A 23,705-nucleotide genomic window follows, 5' to 3' on the forward strand; every position below is an offset into this window, starting at 1 on the left:
CGATGTACCGGATCGTCAAGCACGAGGTTTTCTCCGACGCCGCCTTCCAGTGGGATGTGCTGGCTCCCGATGTCGCGCAGGCCGCCGAGCCTGGGCATTTCGTCATGCTGCGCCTGTACGAGGACGGCGAGCGCATCCCGCTCACCGTGGCCGACTACGACCGCGAGCGCGGCACCGTGACGGTGGTGGTGCAGGCGCTGGGCAAGACCACGCGCGAGATGCGCGACACCTTCAAGCAGGGTGACGAATTTGCGGACTTCGTCGGCCCGCTCGGGCTGCCGCAGCACATCGACAAGGTCGGCCACGTGGTGCTGGTGGCCGGCGGCCTCGGCGTGGCGCCGGTGTATCCGCAGCTGCGCGCCTTCAAGGAGGCCGGCAACCGCACCACCGCCATCATCGGCTTCCGCAGTGCCGAGCGGGTGTTCTGGCAGGACAAGATGGCCGAATACGCCGACGAGCTGATCGTCTGCACCGACGACGGCAGCGCCGGGCGGCCCGGCTTCGTCACCATGGCGTTGCAGGAAGTACTGGAGCGCGAAGGCCCGAAGCCCGACCTGATCATCGCCATCGGCCCGATGCCGATGATGCACGCCTGCACCGACGTCAGCCGGCCGTTCGGCGTCAAGACCATGGTGTCGCTCAACACCATCATGGTCGATGGCACCGGCATGTGCGGTTCGTGCCGCGTCACGGTGGATGGCGAGGTCAAGTTCGCCTGCGTCGACGGCCCCGATTTCGACGGCCATCAGGTCGACTTCAAGGAGCTTCACGCACGCCAGCGCCGCTTCAAGACGCAGGAGCAGGAGGCCAACGCCGACTTCGAGCACGTCTGCAGCCTCGACGAGCTGCTGATCAAGCAGGGCAAGCGCACCTACAAGAAGTACTCGGCGCTCGAGCGCACCCAGGTGCCGATGCCCGAGCGCGAGGCGCAGCAGCGCGCGCAGAGCTTCGACGAGGTCAACCTGGGCTACGACTGGGCCTCCGCGCTGCGCGAGAGCGAGCGCTGCATCCAGTGCCTGAAGCCGACCTGCATCGAGGGCTGCCCGGTGCGCATCGACATTCCGCGCTTCATCCGCCACCTGATGCTGCGCGACCTCGATTCGGCGGTCGACGCGATCTACGAGTCGAGCCCGTTCCCCTCGGTGTGCGGCCGCGTCTGCCCGCAGGAGAGCCAGTGCGAGGCCCAGTGCGTGCTGGTCAAGGCCAAGATGGAGCCGGTGGCGATCGGCCGGCTGGAGCGCTTCGTCGGCGACTTCGCCGCGCAGCGGCCGGTGCAGCCGCCGCAGGTCGAGCAGCAGCTCGGCAAGGTCGCCATCGTCGGCTCCGGCCCGGGCGGGCTGGCCGCCGCGGCCGACCTGGTCAAGCGCGGCGCCGAGTGCACGGTCTACGAGGCGCTGCACGTGGTCGGCGGCGTGCTGCGCTACGGCATCCCCTCGTTCCGGCTGCCGCGCGACATCATCGACCGCGAGGTCAATCGCCTGCGCGATGCCGGCGTGCGCTTCGAGACCAACAAGGTGATCGGCAAGACCTTCACCATCGAGCAGCTCACCAGCTCGATGGGCTACGACGCGGTGTTCGTCGCCGCCGGCGCGGGCGCACCGATGTTCCTCGGCTTGGCCGGTGAATCGGCCGGGCAGGTGTTCTCGGCCAACGAGTTCCTGACCCGCGTCAACCTGATGGGTGGCGACCGCTTCCCCTACCACGGCACGCCGATCGGCATGGGCAAGCGCGTGGCCGTGATCGGCGCCGGCAACACCGCCATGGACTGCCTGCGCACGGCGCGCCGGCTCGGCGCCGACGAGGTGCGCTGCATCTACCGCCGCAGCGAGGCCGAGGCGCCGGCGCGCGTCGAGGAACTGCGCCACGCCAAGGAGGAGGGCGTGGTGTTCAGCTTCCTGCATGCGCCGGTCGAGATCCTGCTGAATGAGGACGGCGACGTGCGTGGCCTGAAGGCGCAGCGCATGATGCTGGGCGAACCCGACGCGCGCGGTCGCCGCAGCCCGGTGCCGCTGGACGAGTTCGTCGAATTCGAGTGCGACACCGTGATCTACGCGCTCGGCACCAAGGCCAATCCGATCGTCGGCCGCGCCACCAAGGGCCTGGCGCTGGACAAGCGCGGCTACATCGTCGCCGACGACGCGACGCAGGCGACCAACCTGCGCGGCGTGTTCGCTGGCGGCGACATCGTCACCGGTGGCGCCACCGTGATCCTGGCCATGGCCGCCGGCCGGCGCGCAGCGCGCGCCATCGGCGACTGGCTGCAAAGCGGTCACGCCGACTGGCCGCCGCCACCGACCGACGCCACCGCGTCGACCCCATCCGAAACGCTCACTCCCTGAAGGACGCGCACCATGATGCGATGCCCCAAGTGCCACCAGCCGCTCGAGGACCAGGACGAGGGCCTGTACATCTGCTGCGCAGAGGCGCCCATCGAGTGGCAATGCCAGGACTGCGGCAAAATCAGTGAAGGCTTTGCCTTCCCCTACGGCGCCTGCCCGCAGTGCGGCGGCCGGCTCGACCTGCGCACGGCCGGCAGCGCCGTGCAGACCGCCGAAGCCGCGACCATGAACGCGGTGCGCACCGCGTTCGAGATCGAACTCGGCGGGCGCGCGTTCTACCAGCGCGCCGCCGCCGAGTGCGAGGACGAGACGCTGCGCGCGCTGTTCGGCCGCTTCGCGGTGATGGAAGGCGAGCACATGGAGACGCTGTCGCGGCGCTACCACGTCGGCGTGCCGACGCCGTCCGAGGAGTTCAGCCTGCGCACCGCCGCCGTCTACGCCGACGCCGAGCCGCCCCAGAATGCCGCCGACCTGTTCAAGCTGGCGATCGCGCTGGAAAAGCGCGCTGTCGCCTTCTTCTCGGCGCGCGCGGCCACCGTCGTGCCGGATTCGCCGGAACACCAGCTGTACCAGGAGCTCGCCGCCGAGGAGCGCGAGCACGCCCAGCTGCTGACGGCCGAGTTCGCCCGCTGGCGCGGCCAGCTGCCGGGCCTGTTCGGCGGTGAGGTGGCGACGATGGCGGCACGCACCGCGGCGCCCGGCACCGACACCGCGATGAACGCGGCCGAGCTGCTGCTGGCCGGCCACGACGCCAACAGCCTTGCGCTGGAGTGCGGCGACGAGCGCATCACCTATGGCCAGCTGCGCGACCGGGTGGCGCGCGCCGCCGCGGTGTGGAAAGCGCGCGGTCTGCGCCCGGGTGACCGGGTCGCGGTCAAGCTCAACGACGGCATCGACTGGGTGGTGTGCTGGCTCGGCACCATCTGGGCCGGCGGTGTCGCGGTCGGCGTCAACCCGCGCATCCCGGCGCCCGAGTGGGAATACATCCTCGACGAGGCCGGCTTCAACGTGATCGTCGCCGAGTCGGCCGAGGACACGCCGGAGCCCTGGCGCGAGCGCGTGATCACGCTCGAGGAAGGCCAGCGCGCGGTCGCCGCCGCCGCGCTGGAGGCGCCGGTGCAGATGAACGAGGACAGCCCGATGTTCTGGGTCCACTCCTCGGGCACCTCGGGGCGACCGAAGGCGGTGGTGCACGCGCACCGCTGCGTGCGCGAGTCCGGCCGCATCTCGGCCGAGCGCATCGGCATGCGGCCGGGCGACCGGCTGTTCGCCAGCTCCAAGCTGTTCTTCGCCTACCCGCTGGCCAACCTGCTGCTGGGCGGTCTGCGCAACGGCGCCACGCTGATCCTCGACCCGACCTGGCCGACGCCGCAGATCGTCGCCGAGGCGGTGATCCGCACGCGCCCCAACATCCTGTTCAGCGTGCCCTCGCTGTACCGCTACATGCTGCACGAGGGGCTGGCGTCGCAGGTCACGGCGGCCGGCGTGCGCTGCTGCGTCTCGGCCGGCGAGGCGCTGCCGGCCTCGCTGCGCCAGGCCTGGAGCAAGGCCACCGGCCTGCCGATGATCGACGGCTACGGCGCCTCCGAAGTGCTGGTGCTGGTGATGACCGAGATCGAAGGCGAGGACGGCCTGCACCCGTCGCCCGGCACCATCATCACGCCGCTGGATCCGGAAGCCGCCGACGCCGGCGGACCGACCCGATTGCTGGTCTGCAGCCCGATGCAGGCGCTTGGCTACCTGGATCGCCCGGCGGCGCAGGCCGACAGCTTCCGCCAGGGCTGCTTCTGCCCGGCCGACCTGTTCTCGCGCACCCCCGGCGGCGGCTGGCGTTTCGGCGGCCGCGAGGATTCGCTGGTGAAGATCAAGGGGCGCTGGGTCAACCTGGTCGAGCTCGAGGAGCGGCTTGGCGCCAACGTGCCGGGCCTGCGCGAGGCCGCCGTGGTGTGCGCGCCCGACGCGCACGGCATCGACGAGGTCGGCCTGTTCTACTCCGGCAGCGACGACGGCCGTGCGCTGCGCGAGTTGGAGGCGCGCATCGCCGCGCTGCCCAAGTACCAGCGTCCGGCCTGGCTGCGCCCGATCGATGCGCTGCCGCGCACCGCCACCGGCAAGCTGCTGCGGCGCGCGCTGGTCGAGCACGCGCTGTACACGAGCTGATGCGCTGCCGTGCGCGGCGCAGACCAGTAGGAGCGGCGGAAGCCGCGAATCAGCGTCTCGGGTGCACGGCGGTTCTGTTCGCGGCTCCCGCCGCTCTGCGCACGGGGCGATAAAGCCGCCTCCAGGCTGAGCGTCAAGCGCTGTCGTCCTCGATTTTGTCGCGGTGGCCGAAACCGAGCCGGTTGTCGATCAGGTACAGGCGCAGCGGCACGAAGCGGTACCAGTGCACGCGCGCCAGCGCCTCGGCGACGCGTGCCGGCGCCCGCGCCACCAGCGGGAAGCGCTCGGCGTAGCACGCACGCGCCGCTGCCACCGCGGCGCCGTCGATGCGCTCGACCGTCCCTTCGGCCTGCACGCCGGTGATCTCGGGCCAGTCGTCGTAGTCGCGCTGGATCGTCACCGCCACGCGTGCGTCGCGCGCCAGGTGCTCGGCGTGGCGGCTGCGCGGTGACGACAGGAACAGCAGCGCGCGGCCGGCGGGCGTGGTCTCGATGGCGTAGAACACCGCCGCCGCCCACGGCCCGTCGGTGCCGACGGTGGCCAGCGTCATCACGTGGTGCGACTGCAGGAAGGCCTGCAGCCGTGCCGCCGGTGATTCCTTCATGAGGTGGTCGCCTCGTCGCGCGTGATCTGCTGCGTTTCGTGCAGGCGCTTGAGCCGGTAGGCCAGTTGTGGTCGCGTCAGGCCGAGCAGGCGCGCCGCCGCCGACAGGTTGCCGCGCGAGCGGTCGACCGCGCGCTCGATCAGCATGGCCTCGGCCTGCTCCAGTTGCATGCTGCCGCTGAACACCGCCTCGCACAGCACGTCCTCGGCATTGCCGGCGCCCGCGTTCGTGCCCAGGCCGAGCGCGCCGCTGCTGGACGGGCAGTACTCGGGCGGATGCGGGCCGGTCGAGGGCATGAACAGGTGCTCGACCTCGACCCAGCCGCCCGGCGGCGCCAGGATCACGCCGCGCTCGACGATGTTCTGCAACTCGCGGATGTTGCCGGGCCAGCCATGGCTGAGCAGGGCGCGCTTGGCCTTGTCGGTGAAGCCGCGCAGTTTCTTGCCCTGGATGGCCGCGTACTTGGCCAGGAAGTGCTTCGCCAGTGTCGAGATGTCCTCCTTGCGCTCGCGCAGCGGCGGGATCAGCACCTGGTAGGCGTTGAGCCGGTAGTACAGGTCGCTGCGGAAACTCCCGTCCTTGACACACTGCGCCAGCTCGTTGTGCGTCGCCGCGACGATGCGCACGTCGACGCGGCGCGTGCGCTCGCCGCCGAGGCGCTCGACCTCGCGCTCCTGCAGCACGCGCAGCAGCTTGGCCTGCGCCGCCAGCGGCAGTTCGCCGATCTCGTCCAGGAACAGGGTGCCGCCGTCGGCGCGCTCGAAGCGGCCGGCGCGCGAGACCTGGGCGCCGGTGTAGGCACCCTTCTCGACGCCGAACAGCTCGGACTCGACCAGCTCGTGCGGGATGGCGCCGCAGTTGACCGCGACGAAGGGCCCGCCGCGGCGCGAACTCATGTCGTGCAGCGCACGCGCGAACAGCTCCTTGCCGACGCCGGTCTCACCCAGCAACAGCACGCCGATGTCGCCGTGCGCAGCCGCCTGCAGCAGCTTGCAGGCCTGCTGGAAACTGCGCGAGCTGCCGACCATCTCGCCCGGCAGCAGCATGCGGGTGTCGAGCGTCGAGCGCAGGCTGGCGACCTCGGACTGCAGCTCGATCAGCTGCTCGGCGATCGATACCGGCGCCAGCAGCCGCTCCCATTCGGCGGCGTCGTCCCACTCCTCGTTGGGCTTGCCGACGATGCGGCAGTTGTTGTCGCCCTTGCCGACGCAGTCGACTTCCTTGTAGAGGATCTTGCGGCCCATGAAGGCCGAGGTGTAGCCGCAGGCGTAGCCGATCTGGGTCCAGCACACCGGCTCGTGGTGGGTGCCGAAGTGCTGGCGATGCCAGCGGCCTTCCCAGGAGTTCTGCCACAGGAACTCGCCGTGGAAATGCCCGCGCGCGCGGTCGACCTCCAGCCGCAGCGGCGTCACGTGCACGATGCCCTCCAGCGCGTGCAACTGCGGTCCGATCAGGAAGGCCTCGGTGTCGTCTTGCGCCGCCTGCATGCGCGGGCGCGCCAGCTCGGCGTCGCGTAGGCCCGATGCGTAGCCCATGCGCAGCAGCAGGCCCTTGGCGCGTTCCATGCCGAGCGTGTGGATGATTTCGCGGCGCAGGCTGGCCTGCGCTTCCGCGTGCACGAGCAGCATCCGGTGCTCGTGCAGCCAGATCTGGCCCGTGTCCGGCGAGAAGCGCAGTTGCGTGCGCAGATCATCTTCCTGCGCAGGCGCGACGCAGGGCAACTTGGTCATTTCAGGCTGACAGTACGGGAAAGTTGCATCCTAGTACCTATTTGGCGTACGTCAACTTGACCTAGCACAAGAACGCGTGTCGCGCGTCGCGAGATGAGCGGGCGGGCTCCGGCACCCTGATCACCAATCGCCGCGGCGCTGCCTGCTCCTTTTGCGCGACTTGCCGGCGCGCTGCGAAGCCACCGGATCGCGGCTTCTGATCATTTGGTCAAACCGCCGGCCAGCGCGCGGCCGATTTGTCCTTTTGGATAAGAGCCGATCAAGGGCCGACTCCTGCCGCCCCGAGTCCCCGCATCCTTCGTCGCGCGGCGCGCGCAGCGCCTTACCCCGGCGTGTAGCCGGCCTGCAGCGGGTACCGGACTGATCGCGCACCGGGTTGGCACGCTTCCTGCAACTGTTGCCGTGTCGGAAGGCCCGACGCACGAATTTCCAACGACAACACCTGAAGCGAGACAAGTCCCATGAAATTTCCGGTACCCCATGATGTTCGAGCGCAGGTCATTCCCGGCACCGAGGGCTGGGAGCGCATGTATCCGTACCAGTACCAGTTCGTGACCGACGATGCCGAGCGCAACGCCTACGAGAAGGAGGCGTTCTGGTTCTACGACGGGCTGCACTACCCGGAGCCGCTGTACCCCTTCGACACCATCTGGGATGAGGCCTGGTACCTGGCGCTGAGCCAGTACAACAACCGCATCTTCATGGTGCCGCCGGTGCGCGGGGTCGACCACCGGATGATCAACGGCTACGTCTACATCTCGCCGGTGCCGGTCAAGGACGGCGACGAGATCGGCAGCCGCGTGCCGCACTTCATGGAGCGCGCCGGCCACTACTACAAGAACTGGGACGATCTCGAGGCCAAGTGGAAGCACAAGATGGAGGCGACCATCCGCGAGCTGGAGAAGCTCGAGCTGCCGCGCCTGCCCGACATGGAGGAGCTCAATGTCGTCATCGACGCACTCGGCGAGTCCAAGGGCTTCCACCTGCTGAAGGCCTACGACGACCTGATCAATCTCGGCATCAAGTGCTGGCAGTACCACTTCGAGTTCCTGAACCTGGGCTACGCGGCCTACGTGTTCTTCCTCGACTTCGTGCAGAAGCTGTTCCCAAGCATCCCGCCGCAGCGCGTGACGCAGATGATCTCGGGCATCGACGTCATCATGTACCAGCCCGACGAGGAGCTGAAGAAGCTGGCGCGGCGCGCCATCGAGCTTGGCGTCGACCAGCTGGTGACCTCGAGCAAGGAGTGGACCGATGTCGAGAAGGCGCTCAAGGCCGACGCCAAGGGCACCGAGTGGCTGGTGTCGCTGAGCCTGGCCAAGGAGCCCTGGTTCAACGTTTCCACCGGCACCGGCTGGTTCCACCACGACCGCTCGTGGAACGACGAAATGAACGTGCCGCTGGTGGGCATCCAGACCTACATCGAGAAGCTGCGCGAGGGCGCGTCGATCGACCGGCCGACCGACAAGGTGATCGCCGAGCGCGACCGCATCACCGCGGAGTACCGTGACCTGATCCAGGACGAGGCCGACCGCAAGCAGTTCGACGAACTGCTCGGCTGCGCCAAGACGGTGTTCCCCTACGTCGAGAACCACCTGTTCTACGTCGAGCACTGGTTCCACTCGGTGTTCTGGAACAAGATGCGCGAGGTCGCCGCGATCCTCAAGGAGCACGGCGTGCTCGCCGATGTCGAGGACGTGTGGCTGCTGCGGCGCGACGAGATCAAGCAGGCGCTGTGGGACGTGGTCACCGCCTGGGCCACCGGTGTCAAGCCGCGCGGCACCGCCACCTGGCCGAAGGAGATCGAGTGGCGCAAGGGCGTGATGGAGAAGTTCCAGCAATGGTCGCCGCCACCGGCCATCGGCACCGCGCCCGAGGTGATCCAGGAGCCCTTCACCATCGTGCTGTGGGGCGTGACCAACAAGTCGCTGGCTGACTGGGCCGCGGTGCAGGAGGTCGGCGACCCCGAGACGATCACCGAGCTCAAGGGCTTCGGCGGCAGCCCCGGCATCGTCGAGGGCAAGGCGCGCGTGTGCCGCACCGTGTCCGAAGTCGGCCAGCTGGAGGAGGGCGAGATCCTGGTGGCGCCGACCACCTCGCCGTCCTGGGCGCCGGCGTTCGCCAAGATCGGCGCCTGCGTCACCGACGTCGGCGGCGTGATGAGCCACGCCGCCATCGTCTGCCGCGAGTACGGCATGCCGGCGGTGGTCGGCACCGGCCACGCCACCAAGGTGATCCGCTCCGGCATGATGCTGCGCGTCGACGGCTCGACCGGCGCGGTCAGCATCCAGCGTTGAGCGGATCAAGGAGTAGTACGCCATGACTGCCGCTGCTGAAGCCATCCAGGTCCGCCCCAAGCCCACCAGCGATGCTGCGCTGGTGTGGTTTGAAGAGTGCGACAAGCACGACGTCGAGCGCGTCGGAGGCAAGTGCTCGTCGCTGGGCGAGCTGATCCACATGGGCGTGCGGGTGCCGCCCGGATTCGCCATCACCACGGCAGGCTGCACGCGCTTCCTGCAGGACGCCGGCATCCTGGATGAGATCGACCGCCTGCTGCAGGGCATCGACGCGCAGGATATCGAGCGCCTGGAGCAGGTGTCCTCGCTGGTGCGCGGCATGATCGAGTCGCGGCCGATGGCGATCGAGCTGCAGGACGAGATCGCCGAGGCCTACCGCAAGCTGTCGGTGCGCTGCTGCGTGCCGGCGGCGCCGGTGGCGGTGCGCTCCAGCGCCACCGCCGAGGACCTGCCGGGCGCCAGCTTCGCCGGCCAGCAGGACACCTACCTGTGGATCCGCGGCGCCGACGGCGTGCTCGAGCACGTGCGCCGCTGCATCTCCAGCCTGTACACGGCGCGCGCCATCGCCTACCGCATCCGCATGGGGTTCGAGCACACCCAGGTGGCGATCAGCGTCGGCGTGCAGAAGATGGCCAACGCCTACACCGCCGGCGTGATGTTCACCCTGCACCCGGGCAACGGCGACCGTTCGGTGATCGTCATCGACTCCAACTTCGGCTTCGGCGAATCCGTGGTCTCTGGCGAGGTCACGCCGGACCACTTCGTCGTCAACAAGGTGACGCTGGACATCATGGAGCGCACCATCTCGCAGAAAGAGGTCTGCTGCACGGTCGACCTCAAGACGCAGCGCTGCGTCACGCTGCCGGTGCCGGCCGAGCGCCAGAACGTGCAGTCGCTGATCGACGACGAGATCAGCGAGCTGGCCTGGATGGGCAAGCAGATCGAGAAGCACTACGGCCGTCCGATGGACGTCGAGTGGGCGCTCGACAAGGACCTGCCGGCCGGCGGCAACATCTTCATCCTGCAGGCCCGGCCCGAGACCGTGTGGAGCGACAAGGCGGCCACCAGCACCAGTGGCGAGGCGCGTTCGGCCATGGACTTCATCCTCGCGGGCCTGCTCAGCGGCCGCAGGCTCAGCTAGGGGGAACGGCGATGCTAGTTTGCAACTGGATGCAACCCACACCGGTGGTGATCGGCAGCGACATGCTGGTGTCGGAAGCCAACGAGCTGCTGACCGAGCGCAACCTGCACGGCCTGCCGGTGGTCGATGGCGGCAAGCTGCGCGGCCTGATCACGCGCGCCAACTGCCTGCGCGCGGCGCACTTCGTTGCCCGCACGCAGAGTCCGGACGAGTTCGAGTACTTCCACAACCGCCTCAAGGTCAGCGACCTGATGGTGCGCAACCCGGCCACGGTGAACGCCACCGACACCATGGAGTCGGTGCTGGCCAAGGGCCAGTCGCTCGGCGTCGGTCAGTTCCCGGTGATGGATGGCGACATCGTGGTCGGGATGATCTCGGCCAACGAAGTGTTCGCGCTGGCGGCGCACTTCCTCGGCGCCTGGGAGCGCCGCAGCGGCGTCACCCTGGCGGCGCAACAGCTGGTGCCGGGGCTGTTCGCGCGCATCGTTGAGGCGGTCGAATCGGCCGGCGGGCATCTGCGCGCCATCTACCCGATCGGCAGCTCGGATCCCGATGCCGACGGCCACCGGCCGGAGCGCCGCGTGGTGGTGCGCTTTCACGCCGACCGCGTGCCGGACGTCATCGCCGCGCTCGAGGGCGCCGGCTTCAGCATCGTCGAATCGGTCGACGCCGGCAACGGCGCGCACCAGCAACACTCCCAAGTTCAACCCCACCACGTCACGCAAGGAGCCCATTGATGGATCTCAGAAGCTATATCGAGGCCTGCAGGAAGGCCGATGAACTCCAGGTCGTCAGCGCACCGGTCGACTGGAACATGGAAATCTCGCACGTCTCGAAACTGGTCGAGGAGCGCAAGGGCCCGGCGCTGCTGTTCGAGAACGTCAAGGGCTACGACACGCCGGTGTTCACCGGCGCCTTCGCCACCACCAAGCGCCTGGCCATCATGCTCGGCCTGCCGCACGGCAACACGCTGTGCGAGTCGGCGCAGGCCTGGATGCACAAGAGCATCAGCGCCGAGGGTCTGATCAAGGCCAAGGAGGTCAAGGACGGCCCGGTGCTGGAGAACGTGCTGCAGGGCGACAAGGTCGACCTCAACATGTTCCCGGTGCCGCGCTTCTTCCCGCTCGACGGCGGGCGCTACATCGGCACCACGGTGTTCGTGGTGCTGAAGGACCCCGAGACCGGCGAGACCAACCTCGGCACCTACCGCATGCAGATGCTCGACGGCAAGCGCTGCGGCGTGCAGATCCTGCCCGGCAAGCGCGGCGAGCGCATCATGAAGAAGTACGCCAAGCTGGGCAAGAAGATGCCGGCGGCGGCGGTGATCGGCTGCGATCCGCTGCTGTTCATGGCCGGCACGCTGATGCACAAGGGCGCCAGCGACTTCGACATCACCGGCACCGTGCGCGGTCAGCAGGCTGAGTACCTGATGGCGCCGCTCACCGGCCTGCCGGTGCCGGCCGGCGCCGAGATCGTGCTCGAAGGCGAGATCGACCCCAACAACTTCCTGCCCGAGGGGCCGTTCGCCGAGTACACCGGCTACTACACCGACGAGCTGCACAAGCCGATCCCCAAGCCGGTGCTCGAAGTGCAGCAGATCCTGCACCGCAACAAGCCGATCCTGTGGGCCACCGGCCAGGGCCGGCCGGTCACCGACGTGCACATGCTGCTGTCGTTCACGCGCACCGCGACGCTGTGGACCGAGCTCGAGAAGATGAAGATCCCGGGCATCGAGACCGTGTGCGTGCTGCCCGAGTCGGCCGGCCGCTTCTGGGCCGTGGTCTCGGTCAAGCAGGCGTACCCGGGTCACTCACGCCAGGTCGCCGACGCGGTGATCGGCAGCAACACCGGCAGCTACGGCATCAAGGGCGTGATCACGGTCGACGAGGACATCGCCGCCGACGACCTGCAGCGCGTGATCTGGGCGCTGTCGTGCCGCTACGACCCGATGCGCGGCACCGAGCTGATCAAGCGCGGGCGCTCGACGCCGCTGGATCCGGCGCTCGATCCCGACAGCGACAAGCTGACGACCTCGCGCATCCTGATGGACGCCTGCATCCCCTACGAATGGAAGCAGAAGCCCGTCGAGGCGCGCCTGGACGAGGCCACGCTGGCGCTGGTCAAGTCGCGCTGGGCAGAGTACGGCCTGGACTGAAGCTGCTCGCGAACAACAAGGAGACAAGCACCATGAAATCAAGCCGCAACAAGGAACTGTCCAAGCTGCTGTCGAGCCTGCCGTGCCCGCAGGGCCTGCTGTGCATGCAAGCCGGCGAGGCGATCGACATCGTCGCCGCCACCGCGATGTGGGTCTCGTACGACCCGGTCATCGTCGCCGTCTATCTCAAGCCGGGCACCACCGCACACAAGCTGCTCAACGAGGGCCGCAACTTCACCTTCAACACCGGCGACGAGAAGCAGAACGAGGCGACGTTGAAGGCCGGCTCGATCCGCGGCACTGTGGCCGACAAGCTGCAGCAGCTGGGCCTGAAGCTGCTGCCCTCGGAGTCGATCGAGTCGCCGCGCGTCGACGGCAGCACCGCCAGCTACGAATGCCGCGTGCTGAAGGTGGCCGCCTGCGGCGACCACGACCTGTTCCTCGGCCTGGTCACCGGCTGGAGCGTGCGCGCCGGCGCCAAGCCGGTGGTGCGCTACGGCGGCCAGAGCCACGCCGTCGGCACTGCGCTCAAGGGCCCGAAGGTGGGCTATCCGCACTGAGCCACCAACCTGGAAATCACCATCATGGACCAAGCCAAGCAAGTGAAGCTCGCCATCCTCGACATCGATGGCGTGATGACCGATGGGCGCATCGTGATCGACGACAACGGCGTCGAGCAGCGCAACTTCAACATCAAGGACGGCCTCGGCGTCGTCGCCATGCAGATGAGCGGCATCGAGGTCGCCATCATCACCTCGAAGAAGTCCGGCTCGGTGCGCCACCGCGCCGAGGAGCTGAAGATCAAGCGCTTCCACGAGGGCATCAAGAAGAAGACCGAGCCCTACGAGCAGATGCTGGCCGAGCTCGGCATCGGTGACGCCGAGGTGGCCTACGTCGGCGACGACCTGGTCGACCTGTCGCTGATGAAGCGCGTCGGCATGCCGATCGCCGTCGCCGACGCGGTACCCGAGGTGCGCGCCGCCGCGGCCTGGGTCACGCCCTCCAAGGGCGGCCACGGCGCGGTGCGCGAAGCGGCCGAAATGATCCTCAAGGCGCAGGGCAAATGGGACGCCATCCTGGCCAAGATTTCCTGACCACCCGCGCATCTTCCAATCCACCCGACCACCGGAGCAATGTGACCCATGGCCATTCCACGCAGCAACCGTGAATTCATCGACGCCTGCGTCGCCTCGGGCGACGCCGTGCGCATCAAGCAGCAAGTCGACTGGGACAATGAGGCCGGCGCCATCGTGCGCCGCGCCTGCGAGCTCGGCGCCGCGGCGCCGTTCATGGAGTCGATCAAGGACTACCCCGGCTTCAGCTACTTCGGCGCGCCGCTGTCGACCTACCGCCGTATGGCGATCTCGCTCGGCATGGATCCGGATTCCAGCCTGCCCGAGATCGGCGCCGAGTACCTCAAGCGCACCAACGGCGAGCCGCTGGCGCCGGTCATCGTCGACCGCGCCGACGCGCCCTGCAAGGAGAACATCCTCAAGGGTGCCGACGTCGACCTGTGCAAGCTGCCGGTGCCGCTGGTGCACGACGGCGACGGCGGCCGCTACGTCGGCACCTGGCACGCGGTGGTGACCAAGCACCCGGTGCGCGGCGACGTCAACTGGGGCATGTACCGGCAGATGATGTGGGACTCGCGCACCATGTCGGGCGCGGTGTTCCCGTTCTCGGATTTGGGCAAGGCGCTGAACGACTACTACCTGCCGCGCGGCGAGACCTGCCCGTTCGCGACCGCGATCGGCCTGTCGCCGCTGGCCGCGATGGCGGCCTGCGCGCCGTCGCCGATCCCCGAGCCCGAACTGACCGGCATGCTGGCCGGCGAGCCGGTGCGCTTGGTCAAGTGCGAGACCAACGACCTCGAGGTGCCGGCCGATGCCGAGATCATCATCGAGGGCGAGATCCTGCCCGACTACAAGGTCGAGGAAGGACCGTTCGGCGAGTACACCGGCTACCGCACCAGCCCGCGCGACTTCCGCGTCACCTTCCGCGTCAACTGCATCACCTACCGCAACAACGCGACCATGACGATCTCCAACATGGGCGTGCCGCAGGACGAGGGGCAGCTGCTGCGCTCGTTCTCGCTCGGCCTGGAGCTGGAGAAGCTGCTCAAGAGCCAGGGCATTCCGGTCACCGGCGTCTACATGCACCCGCGCTCGACGCACCACATGATGATCGTTGGCGTCAAGCCGACCTACGCCGGCATCGCGATGCAGATCGCGCAGCTGGCTTTCGGCTCCAAGCTCGGGCCCTGGTTCCACATGGTGATGGTGGTCGACGACAAGACCGACATCTTCAACTGGGACGAGGTCTACCACGCGTTCTGCACGCGCTGCAACCCGGAGCGCGGCATCCACGTGTTCAAGAACACCACCGGCACCGCGCTGTATCCGCACGCGACGCCGCACGACCGCAAGTACTCGATCGGCTCGCAGGTTCTGTTCGACTGCCTGTGGCCGGTCGACTGGGACAAGCTCAACGACATCCCGAGCGTGGTGTCGTTCAAGAACGTGTACCCGAAGGAGATCCAGGACAAGGTGGTGTCGAACTGGACCAACTACGGCTATCCGGCCATCCACCGCTGAACCCTCAAGGAGCTGCACCATGAAGCATTGGGAAGTATTCGTCATGGATCTGGCCGAGCTGGCGCCCGGCCAGGATCTGGAATTGACCATCCGCACGCTCGAGCCAGGCCTGCACAAGTACACCTACAAGCGCGTCAAGGCGCGCGTGTCGGAGAACGAGCAGGACGCGCCCGACCGCCTGCAGGTGCGCTTCGGGCGCGGGCAGCTGGCGCCGCAGCGCTTCGGCATCCAGGTGCTCGAGGAAGTCGAGCGGCTGCCGGCCAAGTACCGCTGAAGCGGCGGCCGATCGGGAGCACGGCATGGCCTGGCGTGATCTGCGTGAACTGCTCGACGGCATGGCACCGGGCGATCTGCGGCGTGTTGCCGAGCCGTTCGCGCCGCGCCACGAGATCGCTGCCGCGCTGCGGCAGGCGCCGGCTGATGCACCGGCCCTGCTGTTCGAGAACGTGGTCGGCCATCCCGGCTGGCGCGTGGCCGGCAACCTGATCGCGACGCGGCGCCGCCTGGCGCTGGCGCTGGGTGCGCCGGTCGACGAACTGGCCGATTTCTGCGCCCGGCGCCGCGGCCAGGCTGTCGAGCCGGTGCTCACCGGCGATGTGCCGGTGCAGCAGGTGGTGCACCAGGCCGGCGACGACCTGCTGGGCCGCCTGCCGATCCTGACCCACCACGCCGGCGACGGCGGACCCTACATCACCATCGGTGTCGTCATGTGCCGCGACCCGGAGACCGGCGAGCGCGGCATGGGCGTGCACCGCATGATGGTCAAGGGCGGACGGCGCCTGACGGTGATGTTTTCCAACCCGCCGATGTCGCGCCTGCATGCGGCGGCCGAGGCGCGCGGCGAGCCGCTGCCGGTGGTGATCGCGCTCGGGCTCGACCCGGCGACCCTGATCGGCGCCGTGGTGCGCTCCGGCGGCGGGCAGGGCGCCGACAAGCTAGGCTTCAGCGGCGCACTGCGCGGCCGCGCGGTCGAGCTGGCGCCGGCGCGCACGGTGGCGCTCGAGGTGCCGGCGCGCGCCGAAGCCATCATCGAGGGCCATGTGCTGTGCGGCGTGCGCGAACACGAGGGGCCGTTCGGCGAGAACACCGGCACCTACTTCAGCGACGACAGCCCGGTGATCGAGGTCAGCGCGGTGACGCACCGCGAGCAGCCGGTCTACCCGGGCCTGAGCCCGGCCGGTGCCGACGTCGACATGCTGCTGTGGCTGGCCGCCGGCGCCGACCTGCTGGCGCAGCTGCGCGCCCAGGTGGCGGGCGTGGTCGATCTGGAGATCGCGCGCGGCACGGCGGCGTTCTCGATGGTGGTCGCGGTGCACTGCTGCTCGCGCTCCGAGGCGCGGCGGCTGGCGCATCTGGCGCTGGCGCTGGATCGGCGGCTGAAGACCATCACCGTGGTCGATGACGACATCGACATCCGTGACCCCGAGGACGTGGCCTGGGCCCTGGCCACGCGCTGGCAGCCGGCGCGTGATACCGTGGTGATCGAGGGTACCGACGCCTACGTCATCGACCCGTCGGCCAGCGGCGCGGGGCAGGGTTCGAAGGCGGCGTTCATCGCCCTGCACGCGGCCGGCGGCGGCGACGAGCGCATGCGGCTGGACGCCGCCGCGCTGGCGAAGGCGCAGGCGTTGTTTCGTCAACCAGTACTGTGAATTGAGGAGCTGAGCCGTGAAGATCGTGGTGGGCATGTCGGGCGCCAGCGGCTCGATCTATGGGGTGCGCATGCTGGAGGTGCTGCAGCAGGCCGGTGTCGAGACGCACCTGGTGATGTCGGACGCGGCCAAGCGCACCATCGTCTACGAGACCGACCGGAGCATCGCCGACGTCAAGAAGCTCGCCACCCACGTGCACGAGCTGAGCGACATCGGCGCCTGCATCTCCAGCGGCTCGTTCCGCCACGACGGCATGGTGATTGCGCCGTGCTCGATCAAGACGCTGTCGGCGCTGGCCAACTCGTTCAATGCCAACCTGCTGATCCGCGCCGCCGATGTGACGCTGAAGGAACGCCGCAAGCTGGTGCTGATGGTGCGCGAGACGCCGCTGCACCTGGGCCACCTGCGGCTGATGACGCAGGTCACCGAGACCGGCGCCGTGATCCTGCCGCCGATGCCGGCCTTCTACCATCTGCCGAAGACGCTCGACGACATCATCAACCAGTCGGTCAACAAGGCGCTGGACCAGTTCGGCGTCGACGTCAGCCTGTTCAAGCGCTGGACCGGCAACGAGGAGCGCGAGCATGCACAGGCTCGCCGCTAGCGCGCCGGGCACGGTGCGGCTGTTCGAGGCCGAAGGCACAGTGGCCAGCGGTCTCGGCCAGGGCCGGATACTGACCCAGCTCGACTGGGTGCTGGTGCAACTGCGCCGCCATTTCGACTGGCCGGTGCATCCCGGCACCTTCAACCTGCGCCTGCAGGGTCCGCGCTGGGCCGAGCTGCGCAGCGCCATGCACGCGCATCCTGGCCTGGTGGTCGAGCCGCCAGCCGGTTATTGCGCCGCCAAGTGCTTTCGGGCCCGCGTCGGTGCGGCGCGCCTGCCGGCGGCGGTGGTGCTGCCGGCGGTCGACGGGTACCCGCCCGACCAGCTCGAGCTGGTGGCGTCGGTGAACCTGCGCCAGGCCCTGAACGTGGTGGACGGCGCACGCGTGCCGGTGCTGGTGGAGGCATGACGCAGCGCGCCGGCGCGGCGATGCTGAGCGCGGCTGCATTCAAGGTCCTGCGGCGCTGCTGCCCGGCGCTGGTGCTGAGCGTCGACGCCGATGCCTACGCGCGCTCGACCTATTCGTGGCTGGTGGCGGTCGATGCGCAGACGCTGCGCTTCGCCGTCGATGGCGGCGGCGATACCAGCGCCAACCTGGTGCGCGACGGTCGCGCGACGCTGCAGGTGATCGGGCAGGGCGGTCTCAGCCTGCTGCTGCGCGGTCCGGTGCAGCGGCTGGCCTCGACGCCGCCGGCGCTGGCGGAGCTGGGCATGGAAGCCTGGCAGCTGCAGATCGCGGAGCAGACCGACCAGGCCTGGCCGGGCGTGCGCACCAGCAGCCTACGCTACCGTGCTGCCGATGCAAGCGCCGTGCCGACCATGCGGCAACTGGGGTCACGCATCGGTGCCGGCTTGCTGGGCTAGGGCTGGTGCCGACCACAAGTCAGCAGACGCCATGCGATCGCGCTTGCAGGTCAGGAGCCAATTCGCTTCCCGGCGTCGTCGGCGCGCAGCCGGCGGCGGGTGTCGCATGTGCGACGTGCCCGGCCGGGCGAGCAGGCGCGGAATTGAACTGGATCATCGCGGCCGGCGATCGAAGGGGCAATAGTCATCCGTGGCGGGTCCACGCAGGCCACGCCCATGCCGGATGCCATCTCGCGCCGGCAGCAGGGCACAGGGCAGCGCCGACCACAAAGGGGGTTGATTGCGGAGACGGTGGGTGAAGACCCCGGCGTCGCCCTGACCGGCATAAGCAGCTAGGATCGAGCCAGGTGTCCCATTCCCATCCGTGTGAGCACATCGTTTCGTGACAACCATGGACCGACCGCCACCACCACGCCGCGCTGTCCTGGGTGAGGACGGCCTGTGGCACATCGACGTCCGTGGGCTGGAGCCGCCGCAGCCGCTGGTGAGTATCGTGCGCGAGCTGTACGAGCGGCGCGACGATGCCGGCGCCCGGTTCGTGGCCCACCTCGACCGCGATCCGGTCATGCTCTACCCCGAACTGGCCGAGCGCGGCTGGGTCGCCGAACGTCTGCAGGGAGATCCCGGTGAAGTCCGCTTGCTGCTGCGCCGCCTTGGATGACCGCACCGGTGGCGGCACGCCCGGCGGCGGCACCGAGCGACCCTCGGCGGCCGAGCTGATCGCCGATCCGGCGCATCTGGAGCGGCGCAAGGCCGCGCACGACGCCGCGCTCAAGCGCATCGCGGCCGACCCCAAGATGCAGGCCACGCGCCAGGCCGCGCGCGCCAGCAGCTTCCTCGGCACCGCCAAGAGCCGCTTGCTGCCGGCCTCGATGCCGTTTCGCTTCTTCGGTGCGGCGACGCTGTTCCACCTGCTGTTCTGGCTGCTGCTGCTGCTCGATCCCGCGGCCGCCACCGGTTTCGTCAGCGGCCTCGGGCCGCCGCTGGCGGCGCTGCACAGCCTGACCCTGGGCACGCTGGCGATGACCGCCATCGGCGCCAGCCTGCAACTGCTGCCGGTGGCCACGCGCCAGCCCATCGGCAGCACACGCTGGATCGTGCTGCTGTGGTGGCTGTACCTGCCTTCGCTGCTGCTGCTGCTGGCCGGCATGGCGCTGCCGCAGGTGACGCTGCTGGCGCTCGGCGCGGTCGGCGTCACGCTGGGCCTGGTGGTGTACCTGATGCTGCTGGCGCGCAACCTGGCCGGCGCACGCGGCATGCCGGTGGTGCTGGTGCACGGCTGGCTGGCGCTGGCGGCGCTGGCCGTGCTGCTGCTGGCGGCGCTGTCGATGGTCGGCGGCTACGCCGGCTGGCCGCCGGTGCTGGACCGCGGCCGCGCGCTGCCGCTGCACGTGGCCTATGCCGGCTACGGCTTCATGGTCATGCTGGTGATGGGTTTCTCGGCCATCCTGGTGCCGATGTTCGCGCTGTCGCCGCCGCCGGCGACGCGGCTGGCGCTGGTCGGCGCCGGGCTCGGCGCGGCGGCGCTGCTGCTGGTCTGGTTCGCATTGCCAGAGGCGGCGTCGCCCTGGTGGTGGGTGCTGGCCTGCGTGCTGGCGCTGACCGGTTTCGCCATCCACGTGACGCAGATGCGGCGCTGCCTGGCCCAGGGCATGCGCAAGGAGCTCGGCAGCTCCTTCGTGCTGGTCAAGCTCGGCTGGGCCCTGATTGCCGCCAGCCTGGCGGTGGCGGCGCTGCAGGCGGCCGGCCACGCGCTGCCGGCGCTCGGCGCGCTGCTGGCCTGGCTGCCGGTGACGCTGGCGGCGCTGCTGCTGATGCTCGGCCTGCTCAGCGTGCTCACCGGCATCCTGTCGCGCATCCTGCCGTTCCTGGCCTCGATGCACGCGCCGGCCGGCAAGCGCGGCCCGCCAGTGCCCTCGTCGCTGACCGCCGCGGGTCCGCAGCGCTGGCACGCCTGGGCGCACCCGCTGGCCTGCGCGCTGCTGCTGGTCGCCACCTGGACCGGTCAGCCCTGGCTGATGGCGCTGGCGGCGCTGGCGGGCGCCACCGGCGCACTGGCCTTCGTGGCCTTCTTTGCCCACGCCTGGCGCCGCATGCGGCCGCCAGCCACGACGACGGCCGCGCCGGCGGCCTGAACGATTGCGGGCGGACAGCCCGAAGCTTGCGCTGGATCAATGAAATAGTATTCAAGTACCGAAATACTCCAGACCATGAACAGTGACCGTCAAATCGCCCGACTCCTGACCGAAGAGCACCGCGGGCAGCTCGATCTCCTGGGCCGCGTCGAGGCCGCCATGGCCGGCCGCAAGACCGATGAAGCCGTGCTGCGCGAGCTGGCCAAGGCGCTGCATCAGCAGGTCGAGCACGACGTCGGTCGCCACTTCGACTTCGAGGAGAACGAGTTGTTCACCCGCATGGAGGAATCGGGCGAGGGCGACATCGCCGGGCTGCTGGCCGACGAGCACGCGGCGATCCGCGATGTCGCCGAAGAGTTGCTGCCGTTGGCGGCGGCGGCGATCGAGGGATCGCTGGACGCCGACGGCTGGGACGCGTTGCGCCGCACCGCGCTGGAGATGGTGGAGCGCCAGGTGGCGCACATCCAGAAGGAAGAGATGGCCTTGCTGCCGCTGCTCGACGATCTGCTCGACGACGAGACGGACGCCATGCTGGCCATGGAATACGCAAGCTGAATCCAAGGAGACATTGATGACCGCTACTGCCCAGATCGAACGTGCCGTCGAGATCCGCGCCCTGCGCGCCGACGACCTGCCGAATGTCGTCGACATCGACGCCGGCATGCAAGGCCGTTCGCGCCGCAACTATTTCCAGCGCCGCCTCGATGCGGCGGTCCGGGAGCCGCAACTGCACGCGCAGTTCGCCGCCGTCGACGGCAAGGGGCTGGCCGGCTACGTGCTGGCGCGCGTGATGAGCGGAGAATTCGGCCGCGACCAGCCCGGACTGCGGCTGGAGGTGGTCGGCGTGCGTCCCGATGCGCGCGGCCACGGCATCGGCCGCCAGATGCTGGAGGCGCTGAGCAACTACGCCCAGCGCCACGGCCTGCAGGACATCCGCAGCACCGCGCTGTGGAGCGACGAGCGCATGGTGCGCTGGATGCGGGCGCGCGGCTTCCGCCTCGGCCCGGTGTGGGTGGTGGACGCATCGGTGGCAGCCAACCAGCCCGAGCGCGACGACGCCATGGTGATGGCGCCGACCGACGGCCGCGACTACAGCCTGGACGAGGCCAACGACGCCGAACTGGCCGCGCGCGGCCGGCCCGACGTGCGGCCGATGCGGCCCGAGGACCTGAACGAGATCGTGCGCGTCGACACCGAGCTGACCGGCCGCAACCGCCGCGACTACATCGCCGGGCGCCTGGGCGAGGCCATGAACGACAGCGCGATCCGGGTTTCGCTGACCGCACGCATCGACGACGCCATCGTCGGCTACCTGATGGCCAAGGCCGACCTGGGCGACTTCGGGCGCACCGAGCCGACCGCCATCATCGACACCATCGGTGTCGATCCGGCCTATGCCGGGCGCGGTGTCGGCCGCGCACTGCTCGACGAACTGTTCGCCAACCTGGGCGCCCTGCAGGTCGAGCGGGTCGAGACCGTGGTCGGTCCCGACAACATGAACCTGCTGGGCCTGCTGCTGCGCTGCGGCTTCGCGCCGAGCCAGCGCCTGACCTTCGTACGCGACATCTGACGCGCCGGCACGACCGCACACCGCAAGAGCCGAAACACCGCACGAGCGCCGACACCATGAGCTACCTGCCCGACGACGCCACGATCCGCGACGCGCTGCGCGAGATCGAAGATCCGGAAGCCGGCATGGACATCGTCGAGCTCGGGCTGATCTATGCCATCGACGTGCAGGACGAGCGGGTGACGGTCGACATGACCATGACCTCGCCGGCCTGTCCGGTGGCCGACATGCTGGTCAGCCAGGCCACCGCCGCGGTGCAGCGCCTGTGCCCGCCGGACTGCGAGGTCGAGGTGCGGCTGGTCTGGGAGCCGCCCTGGGACGCATCCATGATGAGTGGCATCGCCAAGGAGTTCTTCGGATGGACGCCCCCCTGAATCCGGGGCCGTTGGCACGTGCACCGCTGCTGGTACTTGGTTTCGTTGCCCTGTTGAGTGGCGCGCTGGCCGGGCTGGCGCGCCTGGGCTGGGGTGTGCCGAATCTGTTCGGCGGGCTGGCGGTGGCGCATGGCCCGCTGATGCTGTGCGGCTTCTTCGGCACCGTGATCGCGCTCGAGCGCGCCGTGGCGCTGGGCCGCGCCTGGGCCTACCTGGGGCCGCTGGCGGCGGCGCTCGGCGTGGTCGCGATGCTGCTGGGCCGGATGCCCTGGAGCATGTGGCTGCTGGTGCTGGCCGCCGCGGTGCTGCTGGCGGCCTCGCTCGACGTGGTGCGGCGCCAGTTCGCGCTCTATACCTTCACGCTGGCGCTCGGCGCGGCGTCCTGGCTGCTCGGCAACTTGGTGTGGACCCTGACCGGCCTCGTGCCGGCGGCGCTGCCCTGGTGGATCGGCTTCCTGGTGCTGACGATTGCCGGCGAACGGCTCGAGCTGTCGCGCATGCGGGCACCGTCGAAGGCGGCGGTGCGCACTTTCGGCCTGATCGTCGCCGTGCTGGTGGCGAGCTTCGTCGGCGTGACGGCCGGGCAGGACTGGGCCATCCGCGTGATGGGTCTCGGGCTGCTGGCGCTGGCGGCCTGGCTCGCGAGCGAGGACGTCGCGCGACGCACCGTGCAGCGCAAGGGGCTGACGCGTTTCATCGCCGTGTGCCTGCTGAGCGGCTACGTCTGGCTGGCGGTCGGCGGCGCGGTGCTGGCCTGGACCGGCTCGCTGCTGCCCGGCAGCGCCGGCTACGACGCCGCCCTGCACGCGCTGCTGCTGGGCTTCGTGTTCGCCATGGTGTTCGGCCACGCGCCGATCATCCTGCCGGCGGTGCTGAAGGTGCTGGTGCCATACCACCCGCTGTTCTACGCCTCGCTGATCGTGCTGCACGCCTCGCTGCTGCTGCGCCTGGGCGGCGACGCGCTCGGCGTGCACGAGCTGCGCAGCTGGGGCGGTATGGGCAACCTGATCGCGCTGCTGATTTTCATCGCCAATACGGTCACCGCAGTGCTGCGTGGACGCGTCAACGTGAATGCACCGCGAGCCGCTGCGCCAGCCAGGCCGCCACCCACGCTGTAAGCCACCCGTCCGCCCATTATTTTCAGACAACCCGGTAGGAGACCACCATGAACGCACCCATCGAACGCATCTTTGTCCCCAGCGTGCCGCCGCCGGAGCGCCACGCCACCATCTTCGCCGCCTTCGATGCGCTGCCGGTGGGCGGTGCGTTCGAGATCCTGAACGACCACGACCCGATGCCGCTGATGTTCCAGTTCGAGCGCACGCGCTCGGGCCAGTTCGACTGGGAATACCTGCAGCGCGGACCGGAGCAGTTCCTGGTGCGGATCAGCCGCCTGGAAGCAGCTGCCGGCGCCGTCGTGGCCGGAGCCGCCGGCGCGCACGGCGCCTCGGGCGGCTGCGGCTGCTCGGGCGGCTGAGCGGCGCAC

General features: G+C 69.3%; 23 protein-coding genes. 21 read left to right on the forward strand and 2 right to left on the reverse strand.

Features of this window, described 5'->3' with window-relative positions; all coding sequences use genetic code 11:
• Positions 1–2 precede the first annotated feature (2 nt).
• Positions 3–2,339 carry an NADPH-dependent glutamate synthase gene (gltA, locus tag PK606_RS04575; protein WP_324561175.1) on the forward strand — a complete coding sequence of 779 codons (2,337 nt, stop codon included), beginning with the start codon at positions 3–5 and terminating at the stop codon, positions 2,337–2,339.
• Positions 2,340–2,351: 12 nt separating this feature from the next.
• The gene (locus tag PK606_RS04580) at positions 2,352–4,499 is read left to right on the forward strand and encodes an AMP-binding protein (protein WP_324561177.1); all 2,148 of its coding nucleotides are present in this window, start codon (positions 2,352–2,354) and stop codon (positions 4,497–4,499) included.
• A gap of 133 nt (positions 4,500–4,632) precedes the next feature.
• Here PK606_RS04580 and PK606_RS04585 read toward each other — a convergent pair whose 3' ends face one another.
• Both PK606_RS04585 and PK606_RS04590 read right to left on the reverse strand, forming a co-directional pair.
• Positions 4,633–5,103 carry a pyridoxamine 5'-phosphate oxidase family protein gene (locus PK606_RS04585; protein ID WP_324561179.1) on the reverse strand — a complete coding sequence of 157 codons (471 nt, stop codon included), beginning with the start codon at positions 5,101–5,103 and terminating at the stop codon, positions 4,633–4,635.
• Positions 5,100–6,833 (reverse strand): sigma 54-interacting transcriptional regulator, encoded by a 1,734-nt coding sequence (locus PK606_RS04590; RefSeq protein ID WP_324561181.1) that lies wholly within the window; start codon positions 6,831–6,833, stop codon positions 5,100–5,102. The genes PK606_RS04585 and PK606_RS04590 overlap by 4 nt, the downstream gene beginning before the upstream one ends.
• Positions 6,834–7,294: 461 nt before the next feature.
• Here PK606_RS04590 and PK606_RS04595 point away from each other — a divergent pair, with 461 nt between their 5' ends.
• From PK606_RS04595 to PK606_RS04685, 19 genes are all read left to right on the forward strand, one after another.
• Positions 7,295–9,130: a PEP-utilizing enzyme gene (locus tag PK606_RS04595; RefSeq protein WP_324561183.1), complete on the forward strand. Its 1,836-nt coding sequence runs from the start codon at positions 7,295–7,297 to the stop codon at positions 9,128–9,130.
• 22 nt (positions 9,131–9,152) lie between these two features.
• Positions 9,153–10,271 (forward strand): PEP/pyruvate-binding domain-containing protein, encoded by a 1,119-nt coding sequence (locus PK606_RS04600; RefSeq protein ID WP_324561185.1) that lies wholly within the window; start codon positions 9,153–9,155, stop codon positions 10,269–10,271.
• Between the two features lie 29 nt (positions 10,272–10,300).
• Positions 10,301–11,008, forward strand: coding sequence for a CBS domain-containing protein (locus tag PK606_RS04605; protein WP_324561187.1), 708 nt, complete (start codon positions 10,301–10,303; stop codon positions 11,006–11,008).
• Complete coding sequence (ppcB, locus tag PK606_RS04610) at positions 11,008–12,426, forward strand: phenylphosphate carboxylase subunit beta (RefSeq protein ID WP_324561189.1); 1,419 nt, start codon at positions 11,008–11,010, stop codon at positions 12,424–12,426. The genes PK606_RS04605 and ppcB overlap by 1 nt, the downstream gene beginning before the upstream one ends.
• 32 nt (positions 12,427–12,458) lie before the next feature.
• A complete protein-coding gene (locus tag PK606_RS04615) occupies positions 12,459–12,986 on the forward strand; it encodes a flavin reductase family protein (RefSeq protein ID WP_324561191.1) in 528 nt (175 codons plus the stop codon).
• Positions 12,987–13,010: 24 nt separating this feature from the next.
• A complete protein-coding gene (gene ppcD, locus PK606_RS04620; RefSeq protein WP_324561193.1) occupies positions 13,011–13,520 on the forward strand; it encodes a phenylphosphate carboxylase subunit delta in 510 nt (169 codons plus the stop codon).
• Positions 13,521–13,568: 48 nt separating this feature from the next.
• Positions 13,569–15,020 (forward strand): phenylphosphate carboxylase subunit alpha, encoded by a 1,452-nt coding sequence (gene ppcA / locus PK606_RS04625; protein WP_324561195.1) that lies wholly within the window; start codon positions 13,569–13,571, stop codon positions 15,018–15,020.
• 19 nt (positions 15,021–15,039) lie between these two features.
• Complete coding sequence (locus tag PK606_RS04630) at positions 15,040–15,294, forward strand: phenylphosphate carboxylase subunit gamma (protein ID WP_324561197.1); 255 nt, start codon at positions 15,040–15,042, stop codon at positions 15,292–15,294.
• 25 nt (positions 15,295–15,319) lie between these two features.
• Positions 15,320–16,672: a UbiD family decarboxylase gene (locus PK606_RS04635; protein ID WP_324561199.1), complete on the forward strand. Its 1,353-nt coding sequence runs from the start codon at positions 15,320–15,322 to the stop codon at positions 16,670–16,672.
• A gap of 16 nt (positions 16,673–16,688) precedes the next feature.
• The gene (locus PK606_RS04640) at positions 16,689–17,276 is read left to right on the forward strand and encodes a UbiX family flavin prenyltransferase (RefSeq protein WP_324561201.1); all 588 of its coding nucleotides are present in this window, start codon (positions 16,689–16,691) and stop codon (positions 17,274–17,276) included.
• On the forward strand, positions 17,257–17,685 hold the full coding sequence (locus tag PK606_RS04645; RefSeq protein ID WP_324561203.1) for a DUF120 domain-containing protein: 429 nt from the start codon (positions 17,257–17,259) through the stop codon (positions 17,683–17,685). The genes PK606_RS04640 and PK606_RS04645 overlap by 20 nt, the downstream gene beginning before the upstream one ends.
• Entirely contained in the window at positions 17,682–18,140 is a 459-nt protein-coding gene (locus tag PK606_RS04650; RefSeq protein ID WP_324561205.1) for a pyridoxamine 5'-phosphate oxidase family protein, read from the forward strand. Before PK606_RS04645 ends, PK606_RS04650 begins: the two co-directional genes overlap by 4 nt.
• Before the next feature lie 391 nt (positions 18,141–18,531).
• The gene (locus PK606_RS04655; RefSeq protein WP_324561306.1) at positions 18,532–18,801 is read left to right on the forward strand and encodes a DUF2249 domain-containing protein; all 270 of its coding nucleotides are present in this window, start codon (positions 18,532–18,534) and stop codon (positions 18,799–18,801) included.
• Positions 18,794–20,275, forward strand: coding sequence for a hypothetical protein (locus PK606_RS04660; RefSeq protein WP_324561207.1), 1,482 nt, complete (start codon positions 18,794–18,796; stop codon positions 20,273–20,275). The genes PK606_RS04655 and PK606_RS04660 overlap by 8 nt, the downstream gene beginning before the upstream one ends.
• A 75-nt stretch (positions 20,276–20,350) precedes the next feature.
• Positions 20,351–20,830: a hemerythrin domain-containing protein gene (locus PK606_RS04665; protein ID WP_324561209.1), complete on the forward strand. Its 480-nt coding sequence runs from the start codon at positions 20,351–20,353 to the stop codon at positions 20,828–20,830.
• A gap of 16 nt (positions 20,831–20,846) precedes the next feature.
• Positions 20,847–21,845 (forward strand): GNAT family N-acetyltransferase, encoded by a 999-nt coding sequence (locus PK606_RS04670; protein WP_324561211.1) that lies wholly within the window; start codon positions 20,847–20,849, stop codon positions 21,843–21,845.
• Between the two features lie 56 nt (positions 21,846–21,901).
• Positions 21,902–22,219: a metal-sulfur cluster assembly factor gene (locus tag PK606_RS04675; protein WP_324561213.1), complete on the forward strand. Its 318-nt coding sequence runs from the start codon at positions 21,902–21,904 to the stop codon at positions 22,217–22,219.
• A complete protein-coding gene (locus PK606_RS04680; protein ID WP_324561215.1) occupies positions 22,204–23,337 on the forward strand; it encodes a DUF8744 domain-containing protein in 1,134 nt (377 codons plus the stop codon). Before PK606_RS04675 ends, PK606_RS04680 begins: the two co-directional genes overlap by 16 nt.
• Positions 23,338–23,384: 47 nt before the next feature.
• Positions 23,385–23,696, forward strand: a complete 312-nt coding sequence (locus PK606_RS04685; protein ID WP_324561217.1) for a DUF2249 domain-containing protein — start codon at positions 23,385–23,387, stop codon at positions 23,694–23,696.
• The last annotated feature ends 9 nt before the right edge of the window (positions 23,697–23,705 follow it).

It is taken from the genome of Ottowia sp., assembly GCF_035444425.1.
Classification (GTDB): Bacteria; Pseudomonadota; Gammaproteobacteria; order Burkholderiales; family Burkholderiaceae_C; genus Ottowia.

Bases quoted from the DNA above. Each gene is read 5' to 3' on its own strand.
- gltA (WP_324561175.1), top strand. From the start codon at position 3: ATGTACCGGATCGTCAAGCACGAGGTTTTCTCCGACGCCGCCTTCCAG.
- PK606_RS04580 (WP_324561177.1), top strand. From the start codon at position 2,352: ATGATGCGATGCCCCAAGTGCCACCAGCCGCTCGAGGACCAGGACGAG.
- PK606_RS04585 (WP_324561179.1), bottom strand. From the start codon at position 5,103: ATGAAGGAATCACCGGCGGCACGGCTGCAGGCCTTCCTGCAGTCGCAC.
- PK606_RS04590 (WP_324561181.1), bottom strand. From the start codon at position 6,833: ATGACCAAGTTGCCCTGCGTCGCGCCTGCGCAGGAAGATGATCTGCGC.
- PK606_RS04595 (WP_324561183.1), top strand. From the start codon at position 7,295: ATGAAATTTCCGGTACCCCATGATGTTCGAGCGCAGGTCATTCCCGGC.
- PK606_RS04600 (WP_324561185.1), top strand. From the start codon at position 9,153: ATGACTGCCGCTGCTGAAGCCATCCAGGTCCGCCCCAAGCCCACCAGC.
- PK606_RS04605 (WP_324561187.1), top strand. From the start codon at position 10,301: ATGCAACCCACACCGGTGGTGATCGGCAGCGACATGCTGGTGTCGGAA.
- ppcB (WP_324561189.1), top strand. From the start codon at position 11,008: ATGGATCTCAGAAGCTATATCGAGGCCTGCAGGAAGGCCGATGAACTC.
- PK606_RS04615 (WP_324561191.1), top strand. From the start codon at position 12,459: ATGAAATCAAGCCGCAACAAGGAACTGTCCAAGCTGCTGTCGAGCCTG.
- ppcD (WP_324561193.1), top strand. From the start codon at position 13,011: ATGGACCAAGCCAAGCAAGTGAAGCTCGCCATCCTCGACATCGATGGC.
- ppcA (WP_324561195.1), top strand. From the start codon at position 13,569: ATGGCCATTCCACGCAGCAACCGTGAATTCATCGACGCCTGCGTCGCC.
- PK606_RS04630 (WP_324561197.1), top strand. From the start codon at position 15,040: ATGAAGCATTGGGAAGTATTCGTCATGGATCTGGCCGAGCTGGCGCCC.
- PK606_RS04635 (WP_324561199.1), top strand. From the start codon at position 15,320: ATGGCCTGGCGTGATCTGCGTGAACTGCTCGACGGCATGGCACCGGGC.
- PK606_RS04645 (WP_324561203.1), top strand. From the start codon at position 17,257: ATGCACAGGCTCGCCGCTAGCGCGCCGGGCACGGTGCGGCTGTTCGAG.
- PK606_RS04650 (WP_324561205.1), top strand. From the start codon at position 17,682: ATGACGCAGCGCGCCGGCGCGGCGATGCTGAGCGCGGCTGCATTCAAG.
- PK606_RS04655 (WP_324561306.1), top strand. From the start codon at position 18,532: ATGGACCGACCGCCACCACCACGCCGCGCTGTCCTGGGTGAGGACGGC.
- PK606_RS04665 (WP_324561209.1), top strand. From the start codon at position 20,351: ATGAACAGTGACCGTCAAATCGCCCGACTCCTGACCGAAGAGCACCGC.
- PK606_RS04670 (WP_324561211.1), top strand. From the start codon at position 20,847: ATGACCGCTACTGCCCAGATCGAACGTGCCGTCGAGATCCGCGCCCTG.
- PK606_RS04675 (WP_324561213.1), top strand. From the start codon at position 21,902: ATGAGCTACCTGCCCGACGACGCCACGATCCGCGACGCGCTGCGCGAG.
- PK606_RS04680 (WP_324561215.1), top strand. From the start codon at position 22,204: ATGGACGCCCCCCTGAATCCGGGGCCGTTGGCACGTGCACCGCTGCTG.
- PK606_RS04685 (WP_324561217.1), top strand. From the start codon at position 23,385: ATGAACGCACCCATCGAACGCATCTTTGTCCCCAGCGTGCCGCCGCCG.